Genomic DNA, 17,334 nt, shown 5'->3' on the forward strand with positions numbered 1-17,334 from the left:
GGAGTGCTCGAGGTAGCCCCTGTCTGGCGTTTTCGATCCGATGGACGTTCGGGTATATATGATCGCACTACGTGAGAATCGTCGAACGGCTGCGCTCGCCAGTGATTTTAGCGACGTTCGGACAGCCGCGGGAAACTGAACTCGGCCGATCAGCTGACGGGGCGCGTGTGTGGATGCGGTAACGCAGCGGACGAAAGCCGAGTCGCGATTGCCAGAGGGTTCGTTTACCTAATCGCAGGCGCTACGGCCCCTTCCTCAACGAGCGACCGGAGGGAGCGAGTAGGGAGGGGATACAGCGCCGTCATCATCTTTCATCAACGAGTAGACCATGCGCTACAACTACCGGTACAGGCTCAAACCGCCCGACGAACTCCACGAGCGGTCGGCCTGTACTCTCTCTTTCCAAGATCGGCGACGTTCCGATGGTCTCCCACCGCGAGGTCCTCGACGACGCCACGATCAAGGAGGTCGTCGTCAAGCAGGAACCGACCGGCGAGTGGTTCGCCGTCCTCGGAATCGAAACCGAGAACGACGCGTCACCGAAGCCCGAGAATCCCGAGAAATGCATCGGAATCGACGTGGGTATCCTGAAGTACGCTCACGACAGCGACCGGACCGCCGTCGAAGGCCCCGACCTAACCGACGAACGCGAGCGGTTAGAACGCGAACAACGCAAGCTCTCGCGGAAGGAACACGGCTCGGCCAACTACCGCACGCAACAGCGCATCGTCGCCCGACGCCACGCCGACCTGAAGCGGAAGCGTCGGGATTTCCTGCACAAGCTCTCGAACTACTACGCCCGGGAATACGACCTCGTAGCGGTCGAAGACCTCGACGCGAAGGGGTTGATGGAACTCCCCTCGAACAGCCGCAACCGCGCCGGAGCGGCGTGGGGAACGTTCCTTCGGATGCTCGAATACAAGTGCGACCGCGAAGGCACGCACTTCGTGGCCGTCGATCCGGCTGGAACGACCAAAGAATGTTCCAACTGTGGCGTTGCGACCGACAAACCGCTGTGGGTACGCGAACACTCGTGTCCCTCATGCGGATTCGAGGCGGACCGCGACCTCAACGCCGCCTACAACATCCTTTCTCGCGGACTCACCGAAGTAGGGGTGGTTCACCCCGATTCAATGCCTGCGGAGACTGCGCTCCCTACGGGAATCGATTCGGTTCCTGCAAAGCGCGTCTTAGAAACAGGAAGCCCCGTCCTCAGCGAGACCGTCAGGCCGAGCAGGGCGGGGTAGTTCACGATTGGCCGCCGGGGAACCGGTGGTACTCCATCCCCTTGTGTTTCATCTCGTTGTGCTTCTCCTCGAGGAAGGAGTAAACCGCGCCGTGGGGTGCCCCATCGAGGAGCATCTCGGCGGCGCTGCGGACCACCTCGACCTCCTGTGGGCCGCCGATAATCCCGAGCGTCGAGCCGTAGATGACGACGTCGGCCCCGGTTAGCTCCTCCATCAGTTCACGGGTCCGACCGCTCTCGCCGATGAGCCGGCCCTTCTTGCGTTTCATGTCGGTCTTGTTGCGCGAGGCGGCGTCGATGTCGACGACGTCGAACAACATCATATCGTCCTCGAGCAGTCGCAGGGCGTCCTCGGGTGCGAATCCGCGCCCGATGGCGCGAACGATCTCGGGGCCTTTGAGGCCGAGTACGGGGTCGCCGACGGTTTCGACGGCGACGGAGCCGTTCTCCGAGTCGATGTCGAGTCGCACTTCCGCTTCCGCCTCGATCTCGCGCATCGTCTCGCCTCCTTCACCGATGAGAACGCCGATGCGGTCCTGCGGAATCTTCACGTGCTGCATACGGTCTGCTACTGGCTGGGTGAGGTTAAGACCTTGGTCCGCGGACCGGCCGCCGTTCGTTCGGCAGAGTATGTCGGACAACCGCGCGTGGAGCGACGATTCTGCGACTCGTGATCGCATGAGAACGATACAATCAGCGCACTGATTATTCCAATGGATACTATAGTGAGAGGAATCGTCCGCTCCCGGTAGCGAGATCAGCGACAGTCACGTCACCGGTTCAACCGGTAGCGGAACTGTAGCGAACGCCGCTGAGACTGCTCTCTACAGGATGGTATATCCTGACGATGGCGAGGCCATGTTTGGCGTGGCCCACGGTTCACGGGTGGTTCAGTGAATTGGCCGTTTCGAATCCTCGCCAACAAGAGCATTCTCACCACATATGTTAATACTTTCGTTGGTAAAGACACAATATGTAGCATAAGTTCCCGACTGAGAGGACAGTGTTCGAGAATTTATCGAGAGGTTTGGGAGTCCTCTGTCGACCACGGCCGTTCCGGCGTCCCACACCGGTTCTGACTGACCGAAAGCACCGAATCGATTACCGCGACACCGTCAGAGGTGCGCTGCCAGGTGAACGGTCACAAACGGACGAGTTGCCCGCAGCTATCTCCCTATCCAATCGACTCGGAGGGACCGAATCCCGACACGAGCCTATCGAAAGAAAAACACGGTCTCGATCGTTTTGATCGATAGCGATCCCGAGAACGGTATTTGAGTTCCCACACCTAATACGATATTCCCTATAATATGTCTCACCAAGAATGGGTTAGAGATAGAATATTCGACCAGAAAGAACTATTAGGCAAAACAGATGACCAGATAGCAGATGATGGGATTTTGGTGTACTGAGACGGGTATCAGTCGTTTACTGTGCTATTCTTGTTCAGTTGTCGGCCAGAGAGACAGCATCGACCAACCGTGGTCGGTCCCGTTTAAAGACCACACTGCTGTGTCACGATCATGACTGCCCGGTCATCCGATATCGCTATCGAGGAGCTTCCTCGGAATGCTGCCGGGCTCGCGACGACTGCTGGTGCGCTCACTCACCTCCAGGAGCAGCTGCCGGCGTTTCTCGAGGAGTTGGTAACCAATGCCGGCGCTGAGCGACTCATCGTACAGCTCGACGGCGGCGTCGAGACGACGGTCGCAGCGACGCTCGCGGTCGAGGCGCTCGGTCCAGAGCGCGTGACCGGGTTATTGCTGCCGGCGTTCATGAGTCACGAGGCGACCATGCGGAATGCCGAGGCGATCGCGACGTCGCTCGGAATCGAGGCCGATCGCATACACCTTCAGCCGGTGCTGGCCGCGTTTCAGGAAGCCATCGGCGGGTCCAGTGGACCGACTGACGATCTGGTCGCGACCAACAACGCACTGTCACGGCTCCGAATGGCCTGTGCCTACTACGTCGCGAACACGGCGAACGGACTCGTCGTGGGAACGGTCAATCGCACCGAGTATCTCCTCGGATCGCTCACGAAACACGGGGAGATAGGGGCCGATTGCCTCCTTCTCGGCGATCTCTACCGAACCGAAGTCCGGGCACTCGCCGACGCTATCGGCATCCCGGAGAACATCACCGTCGAGTCGTCAACACCGTCATTTCAGGGAGAGGGCTCGCACAGCGGCGAACTGGACGCGCCGACGGAAACGATCGATCGAGTCCTTCGATTGCACGTCGACGAGGGGGTCGGGATGACTGCCACGGCCGAGCGGGTCGGCGTCGATCCGGCGCTGGTCGACCGAATCGCCCAGTGGTGTGCTCGAACGGAACACAAACGTCGTCTCCCGCCGACGCCGGGGATCGTCGAGTGATCGAACCGAGTCGTTCGACGCCGTCAGACTGCGGCCAGCGTCCGGTGCGGTTCGGAGAGGGTCTGCAAAGCGAGACGTCTCCCGACCGAACCGGGACTACTCGAGCACCGACCGGAATCGAACCGCCTCCGAGCGCGTGTCGAGGATCGCCACGGTCCGATCCGCCTCGGATTTCGCCAGGAAGTGTGCGCCGGGGTTGAGCACCGTCGTCCGTCCGTCATCGGTGAGCTCGCGCTCGTGGTGGTGGCCGTAACAGACGAAATCGTACGTCTCGCCGGCGGCGATCGCCTCAACCTCGGCTTTGCTCTCGCCGTGGAGGACGGCAACGGAGAGCCCGTCGAACTCGAGATCCGCGAACCGACCGTGCAGCTGACTCTCACCGCCCAGCGAGTCGAAGGCGGCCTGAAGGTTGGCGACGTCGCCGTCGTTGTTCCCGAGAACGCCGTGGAGTTCGAACTCCTCGAAGTACGGCACGATCAGCGGGGCAATGAAGTCGCCGCAGTGGATGACGATCTCGACGCCTTCCTCCCGGAAAATCTCGATGGCGCGTTCGGTCGCCTCGGCGTTGTCGTGCGTGTCCGAAATGATCCCGATGTTCATACTCGTTCGGGCGCGGGCGAGCCACTAAGGCGTTCGGGACGCCCCGACGCCAGTACGGCGATCAGCTCCGCGAGGGATCCGGCTCCGGACTCGTGACGAACTCGAACAGGTCGTCCTCGGCCACCTCGAGACCCTGCCGAGAGAAGAAATTCGCTACGTTCCGACAGTCCCGCTCGAGAAACTCGCGGCTGTTCGGGTGGTGGACGGTGACGGCCTGGCCGAGGTCGATGAACACGAGTTGCCCCTCGCTTTCGTCGAAGACGACGTTATACTCGCTCAGGTCGCCGTGGATCAACCCGGCCGAGTAGAGCCGTCGCATATACTCGCGCATGACCTCGTAGGCCGTCTGGGGATTCTCGATGTGTACCTCGCCGAGGCGCTTCGCACGGTCGTCCTCGGTACCGATGTACTCCATGACCAGCACGTTGCGCTCGGTGGCGATGGGTTCAGGCACCCGCACGCCGGCCGCCTGCGCGCGCCGGAGGTTCGCCAGTTCCTTCTTGGTCCACGCGAGGACGACGTCTTTCTTCTTGCCGCCCAGGCCCTCGAAGCGGGGGTCTCCCTCGAGGTAGTCGCGCATCTGCGTGAAGTTCGAGGCGTTGATCCGGTAGATCTTGACCGCGACCTCGCGGTCGTCGACCTGTGCGAGGTAGACGTTAGCCTCTTTCCCCGTCGAGAGCGGACCGCCGAACGCATCGACGTAGCCGTCCTGAACGAGTTTGTACAACGCCGCCAGCGTCGCGTCGTCGAACACCGACTGCTCGACCTTGAACTGATCGGCGTCTTTGATCCGCTCCTCGAACTGCTCGAACTTCCGATCGCGCTTGCGAGCGATGCGATCGGCGTCGGTCTCCGAGACGTCGATCTCCTCCCACTCGTCGCCTGGGCTCTCGACGTCCTCGAGGTCGACCAGTCCGAACTCCGTTCCCTGTTCCATCTGTCCGGAGATACGGGCCGGATGCGGGTAAATACTGGGTATCGATTGGCCGTCCTCGATCCGACAACCGGGCGAGCGCTCGCGTCTCCCTTTTCTGGCTGTCCGTCGTAGTACCGAGCATGAGTCGAACGACCGAACAGCGACCGACACTCGAGGGGAACCGATGACGGAGTACGACGTGACGCTCGAGCGGACCGACGGCCCGACCCGAACGATCGCCGTCGACGAGGACGAGACAGTTCTCGAGGCGGCCCAGCGGGCCGGCATTCGACTTCCGTACGACTGCCGGAAGGGAACGTGTATCACCTGCGTCGGCCGGCTGGTTGGGCTCGAGACGGAAGAGCACGACACCGAGGACGGCGAAACGGACCGCCCGCTCGATGTCGCCGACGCGTTCACCTATCGACGGTCGCCGGCGGCGCTGACTGAGCCTGAACAGGCGGACGGTTACGTCCTGCTGTGTATCGCCTCGCCGCGGGCCGACTGCCGCCTCGAGGTCGGTCCGCGGGTCCGCGCCGAAGTCGGCGACAGTCCCTGGGCATAGTTCCGTTCCGCTCTCGTCACCCCCGACCAGATTTATCTACTCGTTCGTGGTCGGTACAGATATGAGTGATGCTAGCACGCCAGGCGATGTCGAATCGAGCCACGATCACGAACACCACCACGAGGGACCCGGCTACTCGACGCCGCAGGCGGCCATCGAGGAAAGCGGTCGAGAGCAGTTGGCCTACGTGATGAGCCTCTACGTCGGGACGGATGTCGACGCGCCGGACTTCGTCTCGGTCGTCGATCTCGATCCCGACTCGGACACGTACTGCGAGATCGTCGACCGAATCGAACTGCCGAATCGCGGCGACGAACTCCACCACTTCGGGTGGAACGCCTGTTCGTCGTCGTGTCACGTCGAGGGCCTCGAGCGGCGACACCTGATCGTCCCCGGCCAGCGCTCCTCGCGGATCCACGTGCTCGACGCACAAGACCGACGAAATCCCGAACTCGAGACGGTGATCGAACCCGAGGAGGTCTTCGAATACGACCTCTCGGCACCGCACACCGTCCACTGCATCCCGGACGGAGAGATCCTGATCAGCATGCTCGGCGACGCCGACGGCGAGTTGCCGGGCGGCTTCCTCGAGTTGAACGAGGATTTCGAGATCGAAGGGCGGTGGGAGCCGCCGGGCGAGATCGAGATGAACTACGATTACTGGTACCAGCCCCGCCAGAACGTGATGGTCTCGAGCGAGTGGGCCGCCCCCAAAACGTACTACCCCGGGTTCGATCTCGAGGACGTCGAGGCAGGGGACTACGGCCAGCGGCTCCACTTCTGGGACTGGGAGGCGGGCACCGTCGAGCAGACGATCGATCTCGGCGAGGAGGGACTGATCCCCCTCGAGGTGCGCTTTCTCCACACTCCCGAATCGACCCACGGGTTCGTGGGGGCCGCGCTTTCGTCGAATATCTTCCACTTTTGGCGCGATGAGAGCGCGGCCGACGGTGACGGAGCGTACCGCGCCGAAAAGGTGATCGACTTCGAGAGCCGGGAGCACGACGACTGGGACATGCCGGTCCCCGCGTTGCCGACGGACATCCTGATCTCGATGGACGATCGGTACCTGTTCGGCTCGAACTGGCTCCACGGCGAGGTCTGGATGTACGACATCTCGGACCCGTCGAACCCGCGGCGAGCTGACTCGCTCTCGGTCGGCGGCACCTTCGGCGAGGTTCGGGAGGTCCAGGGCCGCGAACTGGCCGCCGGCCCGCAGATGATACAGCTCTCGCTCGACGGCGAACGCCTCTACTGGACCACCTCGCTGTTCTCCTCGTGGGACGACCAGTTCTACCCCGAGGAGGCCGAGCGAGGATCGGTGATGCTGAAAGCCGACGTCGACCCCCGGAAGGGGACGATGAAACTCGACGAGGACTTCCTCGTCGACTGGGGAGAGTGTCCGGCGGGGCCGGCCCGCGCCCACGAGATCCGGTGGCCCGACGGCGACTGCACGAGCGACGTCTGGCAGTGAGCGACCGCGAAACCGGCATTCGGTCGATCACATGACGAGCCACGACGTGACCCTCGAGTGGCCCGACGGCCGGACGCGGACCGTCGAGGTTCGCGAAGACGAAACGGTCCTCGAAGCGGCCGAACGAGCCGACATCGCGCTTCCGTACGGCTGTCGTACCGGTGCCTGCGGGACCTGTACGGGGCGGTTACTCGAGGCCGACGGGACGAAACCCGGAGACGACGGTGAGACGGGAGGGTTCGGCACCGACGCCGCGTTCGCGTATCGCCGTCCGCCTCGGGCCCTGAAGGATCGACACCGGGACGACGGCTACGTACTGTTGTGTATCGCCGCACCGCGGGCCGATTGTCGGATCGCGGTCGGCTCGAGCGTTCACAGCGAACTGGTGGATAACCCGTGGAAGTGATTCAGTAGAACTTCCAGTCCCTGACTCGGTGAAAATATATACTATTGGAAATTTTTAGGAATAAGTATGGTATCACCTCTCCGCGTCCACACGCTTCCTCCAGCATGGCGATTCGCGCTCATCGGTGCGATAGCCTCGCTACCTGTCACCGCCATTCTAAATTGGCTGCCTAATTCGGAGGGGACCATCGGCGGTGGTATAATGATAATCGGAGCGTTCGTCGCAGGAGTCATCGCCGCAATCCGCTCGGCAGACCCAAGTGCTGCTGGACTCCGCGCTGGTTTCATTGGTGGCGTCCTCGGACTGCTCATATTCATTGTGACAGCAGGTACGACGGCGACGTGGTCGCTACGTAGAGTCGTGTTTGTCGTCTTCGCCGGTGGACTGGTGGTGTGTGTTGCACCCCTATTCGGTCTCGGATTCGGTCGTGTCGGTGGGTGGGTGGCAAACACCGTTGGCTCCCGATGGACGACCAACGTGGAGGCATCATAACGACAGGCTGTCAGACAAAACTCCTGTACTGACCGTTCAAAGCGATCGGTCGATGGTATGAATGAGACCAGCGATGGTGAGTTCGCGGAACTGCTTCTACCACCGTCGTGATCGAACGAACACACAGCCGAAGAGCACTCGAGTGAGCCGCGTTGCGAATCCATCCTGTTGCCGAAACCGACCGACCACGATCGTCGACTCAAGAGAAGGAGAGCAAACCGATCAAGCCCCAGTCAGTAACGTTAACGGGTCCGAGTGGCAACCCTCGAGCAATGTCTGTCGCCGACGAGGACGAAGAGAATCCCTATCTCCGGGAGCCGCCGACCGACTTCACGCCGGTCGAGGATCTCTCGGAAGACGAGGCCAGCGAGCAGGTCGAACTGCTCCGCGAGGCCATCCACGAGCACGACCGCCGGTACTACGTCGAGAGCGAGCCCCTGATCGCCGATCGGACCTACGACGACCTCTTTGCCCGGCTGCGCGACCTCGAGGAGGAATTCGATCTCTCTCATCCCGACAGCCCCACCCGGAGCGTCGGCGGCGAGCCGATGGAGGCGTTCGAGACGGTCGAGCACGTCGCGCCGATGCTCTCGATCGACCAGAGCGGCGAGGTCGAGGACGTGCGGGAGTTCGCGGACCGAGTGCAACGAGAGGTCGGCGATGTCGAATACGTCTGCGAACCCAAGTTCGACGGCGTCTCGATGGAGTTCGTCTACGAGGACGGATCGCTCGAGCGCGCCGTGACTCGTGGCGATGGCCGCGAAGGGGACGACGTGACGCGCAATGCACGCACCATCGGCTCCGTCCCCCAGCGGCTCCACGGCGATCACCCTGAGTTCCTCGCGGTCCGGGGCGAGGTCTACATGCCCAAGGACGCCTTTCAGGCGCACAACCGCGAGCGCATCGAGCGCGGCGAGGACCCCTTCGCCAACCCGCGGAACGCGACCGCCGGCACGATCCGGCAGCTCGACCCCTCGGTCGTCGCCGAGCGCCCGCTCGCGGTCTTTTACTTCGACGTGCTCGAAGCGAGCGAACTCGAGGACACGCATCGGGCGGAACTCGAGCGGTTCCCCGAGTTCGGCCTGCGGGTGAACGACCGCGTGGAGGTAGCGGACGATATCGAGGACGCGATCGACTACCGCGACCGGCTGCTCGAGGCCCGCGATGACCTGGACTACGAGATCGACGGCGCCGTGATCAAAGTCGACGCTCGAGACGCGCGCGAGGAACTCGGCCGGACGGCGCGCCACGACCGCTGGGCCTTTGCCTACAAGTTCCCCGCCCGCGCGGAGGTGACGCCCATCGTGGACGTGGCAGTACAGGTCGGCCGAACGGGTCGACTGACCCCCGTCGCCCTGCTCGAGCCGGTCGACGTCGGCGGCGTCACGGTGTCGCGGGCGAGCCTGCACAACCCCGAGGAGATCGAAGCGAAGAACGTGAACGTCGGCGACACCGTTCGCGTCCAGCGCGCTGGCGACGTCATCCCCTACGTCGAGGAGGTCGTCGACAAGGACAGCGAGGGGCACTACGAGATGCCCGAAACGTGCCCGGTCTGCGACAGCCCTGTCGAGCGCGACGGGCCGATCGCCTTTTGTACCGGCGGACTCGGCTGTGACGCCCAGCTCCGGCGTTCGATCGAGTACTACGCCGGCGACGACGGCCTCGACCTCGAGGGGCTCGGCGAGAAGAGCGTCCGCCAGCTCGTCGACGCCGGCCTGCTCGAGTCCGTCGCGGACCTCTACGAACTCGAGGGCGAGGACCTGCTGGCGCTCGAGGGGTGGGGCGAGACCAGCGCCGAAAACCTCCTGAGCGAAATCGAGGCCAGTCGCGACCCGCCGCTTTCCGACTTCATCTCGGCGCTGGGTATCCCTCGCGTCGGGCCGACGACGGCCCGAGAGCTCGCCCGCGAGTTCGGCAGCTTCGCGGATTTCCGCGCGGTCGCCGAAACCGACCCCGAGCGACTCGAGGGCGTCGACGACGTCGGCGAGACGGTCGCCGAGACGATACACGACTTTTTCACGAGCGAGGCGAACGCCGACGTCGTCGACGGCGTGCTCGAGCACGTCTCCCCGCAGGAGGTCGACATCGACACCGGCGGCGACGAACTCGCGGGACTGACATTCGTCTTCACCGGCTCGCTCGAGGAGATGACCAGAGGCGACGCGCAGGAACTCGTCGAAACCCACGGCGCGAACGCGACGGGGAGCGTCTCCGGAAACACTGACTACCTCGTCGCCGGTGACAATCCGGGCGCGACGAAGCAGGCGGACGCTCGGGACAACGACGTGCCGATCCTCGACGAATCCGAATTCCGAGCGTTGCTCGAGGACGAAGGGATTGACCACGGATAGAGGGTGTCCGCGGTTCGAAGAAAAGGGACCGTGAGACCGAAACCGAAGCGGGAGACGGACCCGATTATTTGATTCGAACGAGCCGTCCGTTCCAACACTCCTGACAGGTCGTGTTGTTGGTCTCGTACGTACAACCGCAGTTCGAACAGCGATAGATTCGGACCGGCGATTTCGTTCGATACAACCGTTCCAGGTACTTCTCGAGTAGTTTCACGTGGATCAGTAGCGTGCCAGCTACGGATTCGAGCAGTCAGTAGTCAGTGATAAGCTTCGTGGGTAGTGTCGATCATAGTATAGTAATTGGTTCAACAGTAACTCGTTGGTCGCACTCGGCGGAATGCACCCGGAGACACGTATCGGTAGCCGGGCTCATCCGCGGCGGGTGAGAACCACGAAGACTGCAATCACGGCGACGACGACGCCGATAATTGTCGGGACGAGCTGTCCGGAACCCCACTCCCAGCCCAGCACCTGCGTGCCGACGATCGCCACGAGCGCGACGGCCGCGCCAATCGCCGTGACGAGCGGGGACGAATTCCGACCGAGCGAGAGTGCCATGAGAGAGTGTAGAACATCCGACAGCTTAAAAGTAGTGGCAAAACCCGCTGTGACCGCTCAGGTCGGCAACTGCTCGGCGATCACCGCCAGCGGCTCCCGACCCTGCGCCTCCCCCTCGAGGTCGGGTAGCGTCACCACCTCGAGTCCCGGAAACGTCTCGCGGATTTCAGCGAGCCGTTCTTCGTGGCGCGCCCGCCGCGACTCACAGCGCGGACAGCCCTCGTGGGGGTCCTCGAGCACCCGATTCACCACCAGCCGCTCGACCGACACGCCGGCCTCGCGAAGTCGCGCGACGAGCCGTTCGGACTCCGCGATGGCCATCGCCTCCGGAATCAGGACGACCCGAAACTCGGTCCGCTCGGGATCGGTGAGTAGCTCGCGAGCGCGCTCGAGGCGGCCCTGAAACGCCGCGAGGCTCTCGTCCTCGTCGTCGCGCTGCCCGCCGAGCATCGACATCGGTCCGAGCACCGCCGTCCGCGCAGCGTTGCCGATCCGCTTCGCCTGTCCGCGAAGCGACTGGGCCGTCTCGAGCGCGCGTCCCATGGCCCCGGGCATGTCGAACAGCCGCAGGGTGTGGCCCGTCGGCGCGGTATCGAAGACGACGACGTCCCATTCGTCGGAGTCGACGTACTCGACCAGCAGGTCGAGCGCTGCGATCTCGTCGCTGCCGGCCGGCGCGCCGCCCGCGAAGAGTTCCTCGACCTCCGCGTCAGAGAGACTGATCCCAGCGCTGCGCAGGTCCGCCGCCAGCGCTCGCGCCAGTTTCTCGTAGCGCTCTCGCTGCGTTTCGGGATCGATCTCGACGGCCCAGAGGCTCCCCGATCGGTCGTCGTCGGGCTTGCGCGTCGCGGCCGTCTCGGTTCCCTCGAGTAGAGTGGGTGCCTCGAGTTCGGTCGGCTCCGGACCGATATCGGCCTCGAACGAGTCGGCGAGCGAGTGAGCGGGGTCGGTCGAGACGACGAGCGTCCGCCGACCCGCGGCGGCCAGCGAGAGCCCGGTGGCCGCGGCGCAGGTCGTCTTGCCGACGCCGCCCTTGCCGCCGTAGCAGATGCAGTCGGTCACGGCCGTGGCTACCACGGCCGGTGACGTAAGCGTCGCCCCGAAAGTGAGGTAGACGCGCTGTACGGACGGGAAAATAAATAGCCGCGTCGATAGCGAATCCGCTCAGAGATCGACGCGATCGAATCGATAGAGGGCGACGGCGAGCGGAACGACGATCCAGAACAGCAGGATCAGGAACGAGAACCAGTCCTGCAGGAAGATCGGTAATTCGCCGCCGAACAGCTGTGCGCTGTACGCAACCTGCGACTCGAGCGCATCGACATCCGTGAGCAAGGTCAGCCCGTTCGTGTACGCCTGCCCGGGATCGAGGTTCATGACGAAGTACACCCAGTCCTGAAGGCGCTCGGCTTGCACCTCTTGCCCGCCGATCTCCGCCGTGTACGGGACGGTATCGAAGAAGAGGATCTCCCGCTGGGAGAGCAGTCGGAACACCTGTTGAAGCGCGTTCCAGACGATGTAGAACAGCACGAAGACGCCGCCCATCGCGGCTCCAGCGACGGTCGTCGAGCGCGTCAGCGACGAGAGCGAGACGGCGATACTCATGTAGGCAACGCCGTAGATGATCGACATCACGAGCAACCCGGCGTAGTCGACGATATCGAAGGCACCGAGCAACGCGGCGACGACGACGGCGGCCAAGACGAATCCGACGGTCAGCGACACCGATAGGACCGCCGACCGGCCGAGCAGTTTCCCGAGCAGCACGTCCTTTCGGGAGTGGGGCAGCGAGAGGAGGACCTTGATGCTCCCGGACTCGCGCTCGCCGGCGATCGACTTCCAGCCCAGGACCAGCGCGATCAGCGGCACGACGAGTTTCGTGATCTGACTGACGAAGACGACCAGCATGTCGGTCGTCGCTCCCTGCGCTGCGATATCCTCACCGAAGTACGAAAGCGCCCCGGTCACGACGACCAAGAGCGCGAAGAAGAACGCACTCAGACCCCAGAACAGCCACGAGCGGACGGCGTCCTGAAAGTCCTTCTTCGCGACCGCGCGGACGCTCTCGAGGTTGATCGAACTCGAGGTCGACCCGCCCGAATCCACGGATCCCGTTCCGGTACTCGTATCGGTGCTCATCGCGCGTGCACCTCCGTCCCGGCGTCGGTCGTATACGACTGGAAGACGTCCTCGAGCGACGCTTCGGTCGTCTCGAAGTCCCGGATCTCGATGCCGCGGTCCTCAAGCGCGGAGAGGACGGCCGTCTTGGAGCCGTCGACGGCGACGACGACCGTCGGCGGGTTCTGCCCCTGAACGGTGGCGTTACTGACGTCGGGAAGCGAGCGGACCGCCTGCAGTGCGTCGTCGTCGATCCGATCGACGGTGACCCGTAGCGTTGTCCCGCCTTCGACGGAGTCGCGCAGTCCCTCGACGGAGTCGACGGCGACCATCTTTCCGTCCCGGAGGATGCCGACGCGGTCGCAGACCGCCTCGACCTGCTCCATGATGTGACTCGAGAAGAAGACGGTCGCGCCTCGCTCGCTCTCCTCGCGGACGATGTCGCGCATCTCGCGGGCCCCGTTGGGGTCGAGTCCAGTCGAGGGTTCGTCGAGGATCAGCAGGTCGGGCTCGCCGACCAGCGCCATCGCGAGCATGAGCCGCTGGGCCATCCCCTTCGAGTAGCCGCCGGCTTTCCTGTCGATGGCATCGACCAGGCCGACCCGCTCGAGCAGCGCTTCGGGGTCGTCGTCGGCGTTCTTCGAGTCGATCGCGAACTCGAGGTGCTGGCGGGCGGTCAGCCGGTCGTACAACTCGACGCCCTCGGGGAGGACGCCGGTTCGTTGTCGGATGTCTCGGCTGTACCGTTGGGCGTCCATTCCGAGAACGCTGATCTCGCCAGCCGTCGGACGAGCGAAGTCCAGAACGATGTTGATCGTCGTCGACTTGCCGGCGCCGTTGGGACCAAGGAAACCGAACACCTCGCCCTCTTCGACTCGAAAGGAGAGATCATCGAGTGCGACGGTTTGACCAAACGACTTGGTCAGGTTGTCGACTGTGATAGCGGGCATGGAAAAGTGGTCGTAGCGTTGCCCGATAAGGTTTGTGACATCACCATTACAGGTGTATTCAACGGTTTCCGGCCGTTATGCGTCGATATCGCCGATTTTCATGCGAAGGGTTAGCACTGCTAGATCGGATCGTCGGGATCGTACTGCTCGGCGGTCCGTTCGACCTCCGTGACGTAGCGCTCGCGGGTCGCCTCGTCGGCGACTGGCTCGAGTTCGTCGTCGGGGATCTCCGCGGCCGCGGTGACCGTCGACCCGGTCTGTAGCGACGTCGCGGATCGCTCCCGTTGCTGGTAGCGCGAGCCGTCAGGCGTCGCGTAGACAATCGTCACGAGGTTGCGGTCGTCGAACGTTCGTTCGACGAGCCAGCACTGAACCGTCGAGTCACTCATACGCGTCGGGTTGACGGTCGAGCACCGAGAAAGTACCGTGTCGAACCCGCCCCAACGGTGGCGAGCCCCTTCTCATGGGATTGGATCCGTTCCGAAGGCGAACCCTACTCGCGCGAACGGGCACCGACGTACTTGAGGGTCGACAGTGGAGCAGTGATGACGATCACCGATGCCCGAGACCCGAAGCGAGCGCGTCGCGCAGTGGAGCGAACACGCCGATCAGCTGTGTGACGACGGAGAAAGCGTCGAACGGCGCGTCGACCTCGAGAACGCGACGGTCGTCGTCACGAACCGTCGCGTCATGACGTTCGTCCCGGACGCGGACGGGCCGGAGTTTCGCCACGCCGAGCGGCCGAACGTCGGAACTGTGAGCGTCGAAACGGTCGACCGGTTCCGTCGGCTCTGCTGGGGAATCGCCGCCGCTTTCGTCGGCGTCGGCTTGCTCGAGGCGTCGAGGGCCGTCAGCTTCGTCGATTACGTTCCGTCGTCCGGACTCCAAGACACCGGCCCGTTCCCGGGATCGAACGGTATCGAGCGCCTCGTCGACGGCGCGCTCTCGGCGATCGAAACGGTCCTCCTAGTGCTCGACTGGGCCGTTCTCCTGAGCGGCGTCTCCGCACTGGTCGTCGCCGCCGCCCTCGTCTGGCGCTACGTCCGCTCGCGGTCGCGCCGGCTCGTCCTCCGGGTGGGCGGCGGGACCGACCTCGTGGTGCCCGTCAGCCGGACCGATCTCGAGTCCGGTTCCATCGCCGAGATCGAGACCGCGATTCGACCGAAAGCGGCGTCAGCGTCGGCGTCGGCGTCGGCGTCGACGCTCGAGGGGAGCACCGATACCGACGGCGGTCGCGACGAGCGGCTGCGGGACGATCCGGGCGATGACGAGCGGGCACGGATGGACCGACCCAACGCGGAGTGGCTCGGGGACGAGGAGTCAGGCTGAAACCTCCTGACTCCGTAGGGCGGCCGATGAACGCCGATGCGGTTCGCGAGCGGGCCGGATCGTTGCCCCGAGAGCCCGGCGTCTACCAGTTTCGGGAGGACGGAACCACCCTCTACGTCGGGAAAGCGGTCGATCTCCGCAGCCGAGTCCGGTCCTACGCCGATCCCCGCAGCGCGCGGATCCGCCGGATGGTCGACCGCGCCGGCGAGATCGAGATCGCCGTCACCGACACCGAGACGCAGGCGCTGTTGCTCGAGGCGAACCTGATCAAGCGCCACCAGCCCCGGTACAACGTCCGACTCAAGGACGACAAGTCGTATCCGATGGTCCAGTTGACGGCCCACGACGCCCCGCGGATCGAGATCACCCGCGATCCGGACAGCGAGGCGCAAAGCGCCTCGAACGGGAGCGGTGAAACCGCGAACGGAGCCGCGACCGTCTTCGGCCCCTACACCAGCAAGACGCAGGTCGAGACGGTCGTGAAGGCGCTGCGGGAGACGTACGGCGTGCGGGGCTGCTCGGATCACAAGTACGCGGGCCGCGAGCGGCCGTGTCTGGACTACGAGATGGGACTCTGTACCGCGCCCTGCACTCGCGAGATCGACCTCGAGAGCTACGCGCAAGACGTCACCGCCGTCGAGCGCTTCCTCGAGGGCGAGACCGGAATCCTCACGGATCCGCTCCGGCGGGAGATGGAAGCCGCCGCGGAATCGCAGAACTTCGAGCGCGCAGCGAACCTGCGGGACCGACTCGAGACCGTCGCGGCCTTCCACGGCGAGGGCGGCGAGGCGGTCCAGTCGACCGGTGACGAGCGGGGCGTCGACGTGCTCGGCGTCGCCATCGAAGGCGAGGACGCGACCGTCGCCCGGCTGCGCGCGGAGCGGGGCAAACTGATCGACCGGGACCGACACACACTCGAGGCACCCGGCTCCGCGGGGGTCGACGCCGACGGCGGGGCTGAGGGGGTCCCGAGCGTTCTGGCGGCGTTCATCGTCCAGTACTACGCCGAACGCGAACTGCCCGACGCCCTGCTCCTACCCGAGCGCCATGGCGACGACGAGGTCGCGGCCTGGCTCGAGGCCGAAGGGGTCTCCGTCCGCGTTCCGGGCGCGGGCCGGGAGGCGAAACTCGTCGAACTCGCGCTGAAGAACGCCCGACGCAACGTGGGCCGGCGCGACGAGTGTGGGATGCTCGCGGACGCCCTCGAGATCGACTCGGCCCGGCGGATCGAGGGCTTCGACGTGAGCCACGCCCAGGGGAAAGCGGCGGTCGGCAGCAACGTCACCTTCGTCGACGGCAGCGCCGAGAAGAGCGACTATCGCCGAAAGAAGCTCACCGACCAGAACGACGACTACGACAACATGCGCGCCTTACTCGAGTGGCGCGCCAGCCGCGCCGTCGAGGAGCGCGACGACCGACCGGACCCCGATCTGTTGCTGATTGACGGCGGCGAGGGGCAACTCGAGGCCGCCCGCGACGCGCTCGAGGCGGTCGACTGGGACGTGCCGGCGGTCGCGCTGGCGAAAGCCGAGGAGCGCGTGGTCACGCCCCGTCGGACGTTCTCGTGGCCGAGCGACGCGCCGCACCTGCACCTCCTGCAGCGCGTGCGAGACGAGGCTCACCGCTTCGCCGTGCAGTACCACCAGACTATTCGCGACGAGGTCAAGACGGTGCTCGACGACGTGCAGGGAGTCGGGCCAGAAACTCGAAAGCAGTTGCTCGGTCGCTTCGGCAGCGTCGAAAACGTTCGGGACGCGAGTCTCGAGGACCTCCGGAGCGTCGAGGGGATCGGCGAGAAGACGGCCGAGACGATCAAATCGCGGCTCTAACAGCAGCAGAGAGCGTATGGAAGGACTGAACCGTCTCTTTATCGCTCTCTCAATCTGTGAATGGAACGATGAGTTTTGGTGTGAACGAGTGAGGCGAAGCGTCCTGCTACCGTGGCAACAGGGAT

The 17,334-nt window shown here is 64.2% G+C and carries 16 protein-coding genes and 1 pseudogene; 9 read left to right on the top strand and 8 right to left on the bottom strand.

Annotated features, from left to right (window positions below; translation table 11 throughout):
• Nucleotides 1-371: 371 nt before the first annotated feature.
• Nucleotides 372-1,247, top strand: a pseudogene (locus ACEWFR_RS19855) (RNA-guided endonuclease InsQ/TnpB family protein); the annotation flags it as partial.
• 1 nt (nucleotide 1,248) lies between these two features.
• Here the strand turns inward: ACEWFR_RS19855 and ACEWFR_RS19860 are convergent.
• Entirely contained in the window at nucleotides 1,249-1,806 is a 558-nt protein-coding gene (locus ACEWFR_RS19860) for a pre-rRNA-processing protein PNO1 (protein WP_098725195.1), read from the bottom strand.
• Nucleotides 1,807-2,769: 963 nt separating this feature from the next.
• Here ACEWFR_RS19860 and nadE point away from each other — a divergent pair.
• Entirely contained in the window at nucleotides 2,770-3,621 is an 852-nt protein-coding gene (gene nadE, locus ACEWFR_RS19865; protein ID WP_374062676.1) for an NAD(+) synthase, read from the top strand.
• 96 nt (nucleotides 3,622-3,717) lie between these two features.
• Here the strand turns inward: nadE and ACEWFR_RS19870 are convergent, their stop codons facing one another.
• Both ACEWFR_RS19870 and rio1 read right to left on the bottom strand, forming a co-directional pair.
• Nucleotides 3,718-4,221, bottom strand: coding sequence for a metallophosphoesterase (locus ACEWFR_RS19870; RefSeq protein WP_374062677.1), 504 nt, complete (start codon nucleotides 4,219-4,221; stop codon nucleotides 3,718-3,720).
• 61 nt (nucleotides 4,222-4,282) lie between these two features.
• Nucleotides 4,283-5,158 carry a serine/threonine-protein kinase Rio1 gene (gene rio1 / locus ACEWFR_RS19875; protein ID WP_374062678.1) on the bottom strand — a complete coding sequence of 292 codons (876 nt, stop codon included), beginning with the start codon at nucleotides 5,156-5,158 and terminating at the stop codon, nucleotides 4,283-4,285.
• Between the two features lie 163 nt (nucleotides 5,159-5,321).
• Between rio1 and ACEWFR_RS19880 the strand changes: the two genes are divergently transcribed.
• From ACEWFR_RS19880 to ligA, 5 genes are all read left to right on the top strand, one after another.
• Nucleotides 5,322-5,702, top strand: coding sequence for a 2Fe-2S iron-sulfur cluster-binding protein (locus ACEWFR_RS19880; RefSeq protein ID WP_374062679.1), 381 nt, complete (start codon nucleotides 5,322-5,324; stop codon nucleotides 5,700-5,702).
• Between the two features lie 61 nt (nucleotides 5,703-5,763).
• Entirely contained in the window at nucleotides 5,764-7,176 is a 1,413-nt protein-coding gene (locus tag ACEWFR_RS19885; RefSeq protein WP_374062680.1) for a selenium-binding protein SBP56-related protein, read from the top strand.
• A 31-nt stretch (nucleotides 7,177-7,207) separates the two neighbouring features.
• Complete coding sequence (locus ACEWFR_RS19890; RefSeq protein ID WP_374062681.1) at nucleotides 7,208-7,582, top strand: 2Fe-2S iron-sulfur cluster-binding protein; 375 nt, start codon at nucleotides 7,208-7,210, stop codon at nucleotides 7,580-7,582.
• A gap of 66 nt (nucleotides 7,583-7,648) precedes the next feature.
• Complete coding sequence (locus ACEWFR_RS19895; RefSeq protein ID WP_374062682.1) at nucleotides 7,649-8,074, top strand: DUF5518 domain-containing protein; 426 nt, start codon at nucleotides 7,649-7,651, stop codon at nucleotides 8,072-8,074.
• A 272-nt stretch (nucleotides 8,075-8,346) separates the two neighbouring features.
• Complete coding sequence (gene ligA, locus ACEWFR_RS19900) at nucleotides 8,347-10,425, top strand: NAD-dependent DNA ligase LigA (RefSeq protein ID WP_374062683.1); 2,079 nt, start codon at nucleotides 8,347-8,349, stop codon at nucleotides 10,423-10,425.
• Nucleotides 10,426-10,794: 369 nt separating this feature from the next.
• Here ligA and ACEWFR_RS19905 read toward each other — a convergent pair whose 3' ends face one another.
• From ACEWFR_RS19905 to ACEWFR_RS19925, 5 genes are all read right to left on the bottom strand, one after another.
• Entirely contained in the window at nucleotides 10,795-10,983 is a 189-nt protein-coding gene (locus ACEWFR_RS19905; protein ID WP_098725187.1) for a multidrug transporter, read from the bottom strand.
• A 57-nt stretch (nucleotides 10,984-11,040) separates the two neighbouring features.
• Nucleotides 11,041-12,045, bottom strand: coding sequence for an ArsA family ATPase (locus ACEWFR_RS19910; RefSeq protein WP_374062684.1), 1,005 nt, complete (start codon nucleotides 12,043-12,045; stop codon nucleotides 11,041-11,043).
• A 102-nt stretch (nucleotides 12,046-12,147) separates the two neighbouring features.
• Nucleotides 12,148-13,122, bottom strand: a complete 975-nt coding sequence (locus ACEWFR_RS19915) for an ABC transporter permease (protein WP_374062685.1) — start codon at nucleotides 13,120-13,122, stop codon at nucleotides 12,148-12,150.
• On the bottom strand, nucleotides 13,119-14,051 hold the full coding sequence (locus ACEWFR_RS19920) for an ATP-binding cassette domain-containing protein (RefSeq protein ID WP_374062686.1): 933 nt from the start codon (nucleotides 14,049-14,051) through the stop codon (nucleotides 13,119-13,121). The genes ACEWFR_RS19915 and ACEWFR_RS19920 overlap by 4 nt, the downstream gene beginning before the upstream one ends.
• A gap of 119 nt (nucleotides 14,052-14,170) precedes the next feature.
• A complete protein-coding gene (locus tag ACEWFR_RS19925; RefSeq protein ID WP_374062687.1) occupies nucleotides 14,171-14,440 on the bottom strand; it encodes a hypothetical protein in 270 nt (89 codons plus the stop codon).
• 169 nt (nucleotides 14,441-14,609) lie between these two features.
• On the opposite strand from ACEWFR_RS19925, the gene ACEWFR_RS19930 reads away from it, so the two are divergent.
• Both ACEWFR_RS19930 and ACEWFR_RS19935 read left to right on the top strand, forming a co-directional pair.
• Complete coding sequence (locus tag ACEWFR_RS19930) at nucleotides 14,610-15,380, top strand: hypothetical protein (protein ID WP_374062688.1); 771 nt, start codon at nucleotides 14,610-14,612, stop codon at nucleotides 15,378-15,380.
• Between the two features lie 26 nt (nucleotides 15,381-15,406).
• A complete protein-coding gene (locus ACEWFR_RS19935) occupies nucleotides 15,407-17,209 on the top strand; it encodes an excinuclease ABC subunit C (RefSeq protein ID WP_374062689.1) in 1,803 nt (600 codons plus the stop codon).
• The last annotated feature ends 125 nt before the right edge of the window (nucleotides 17,210-17,334 follow it).

It is taken from the genome of Natrinema sp. H-ect4, from assembly GCF_041894845.1.
GTDB lineage: Archaea > Halobacteriota > Halobacteria > Halobacteriales > Natrialbaceae > Natrinema.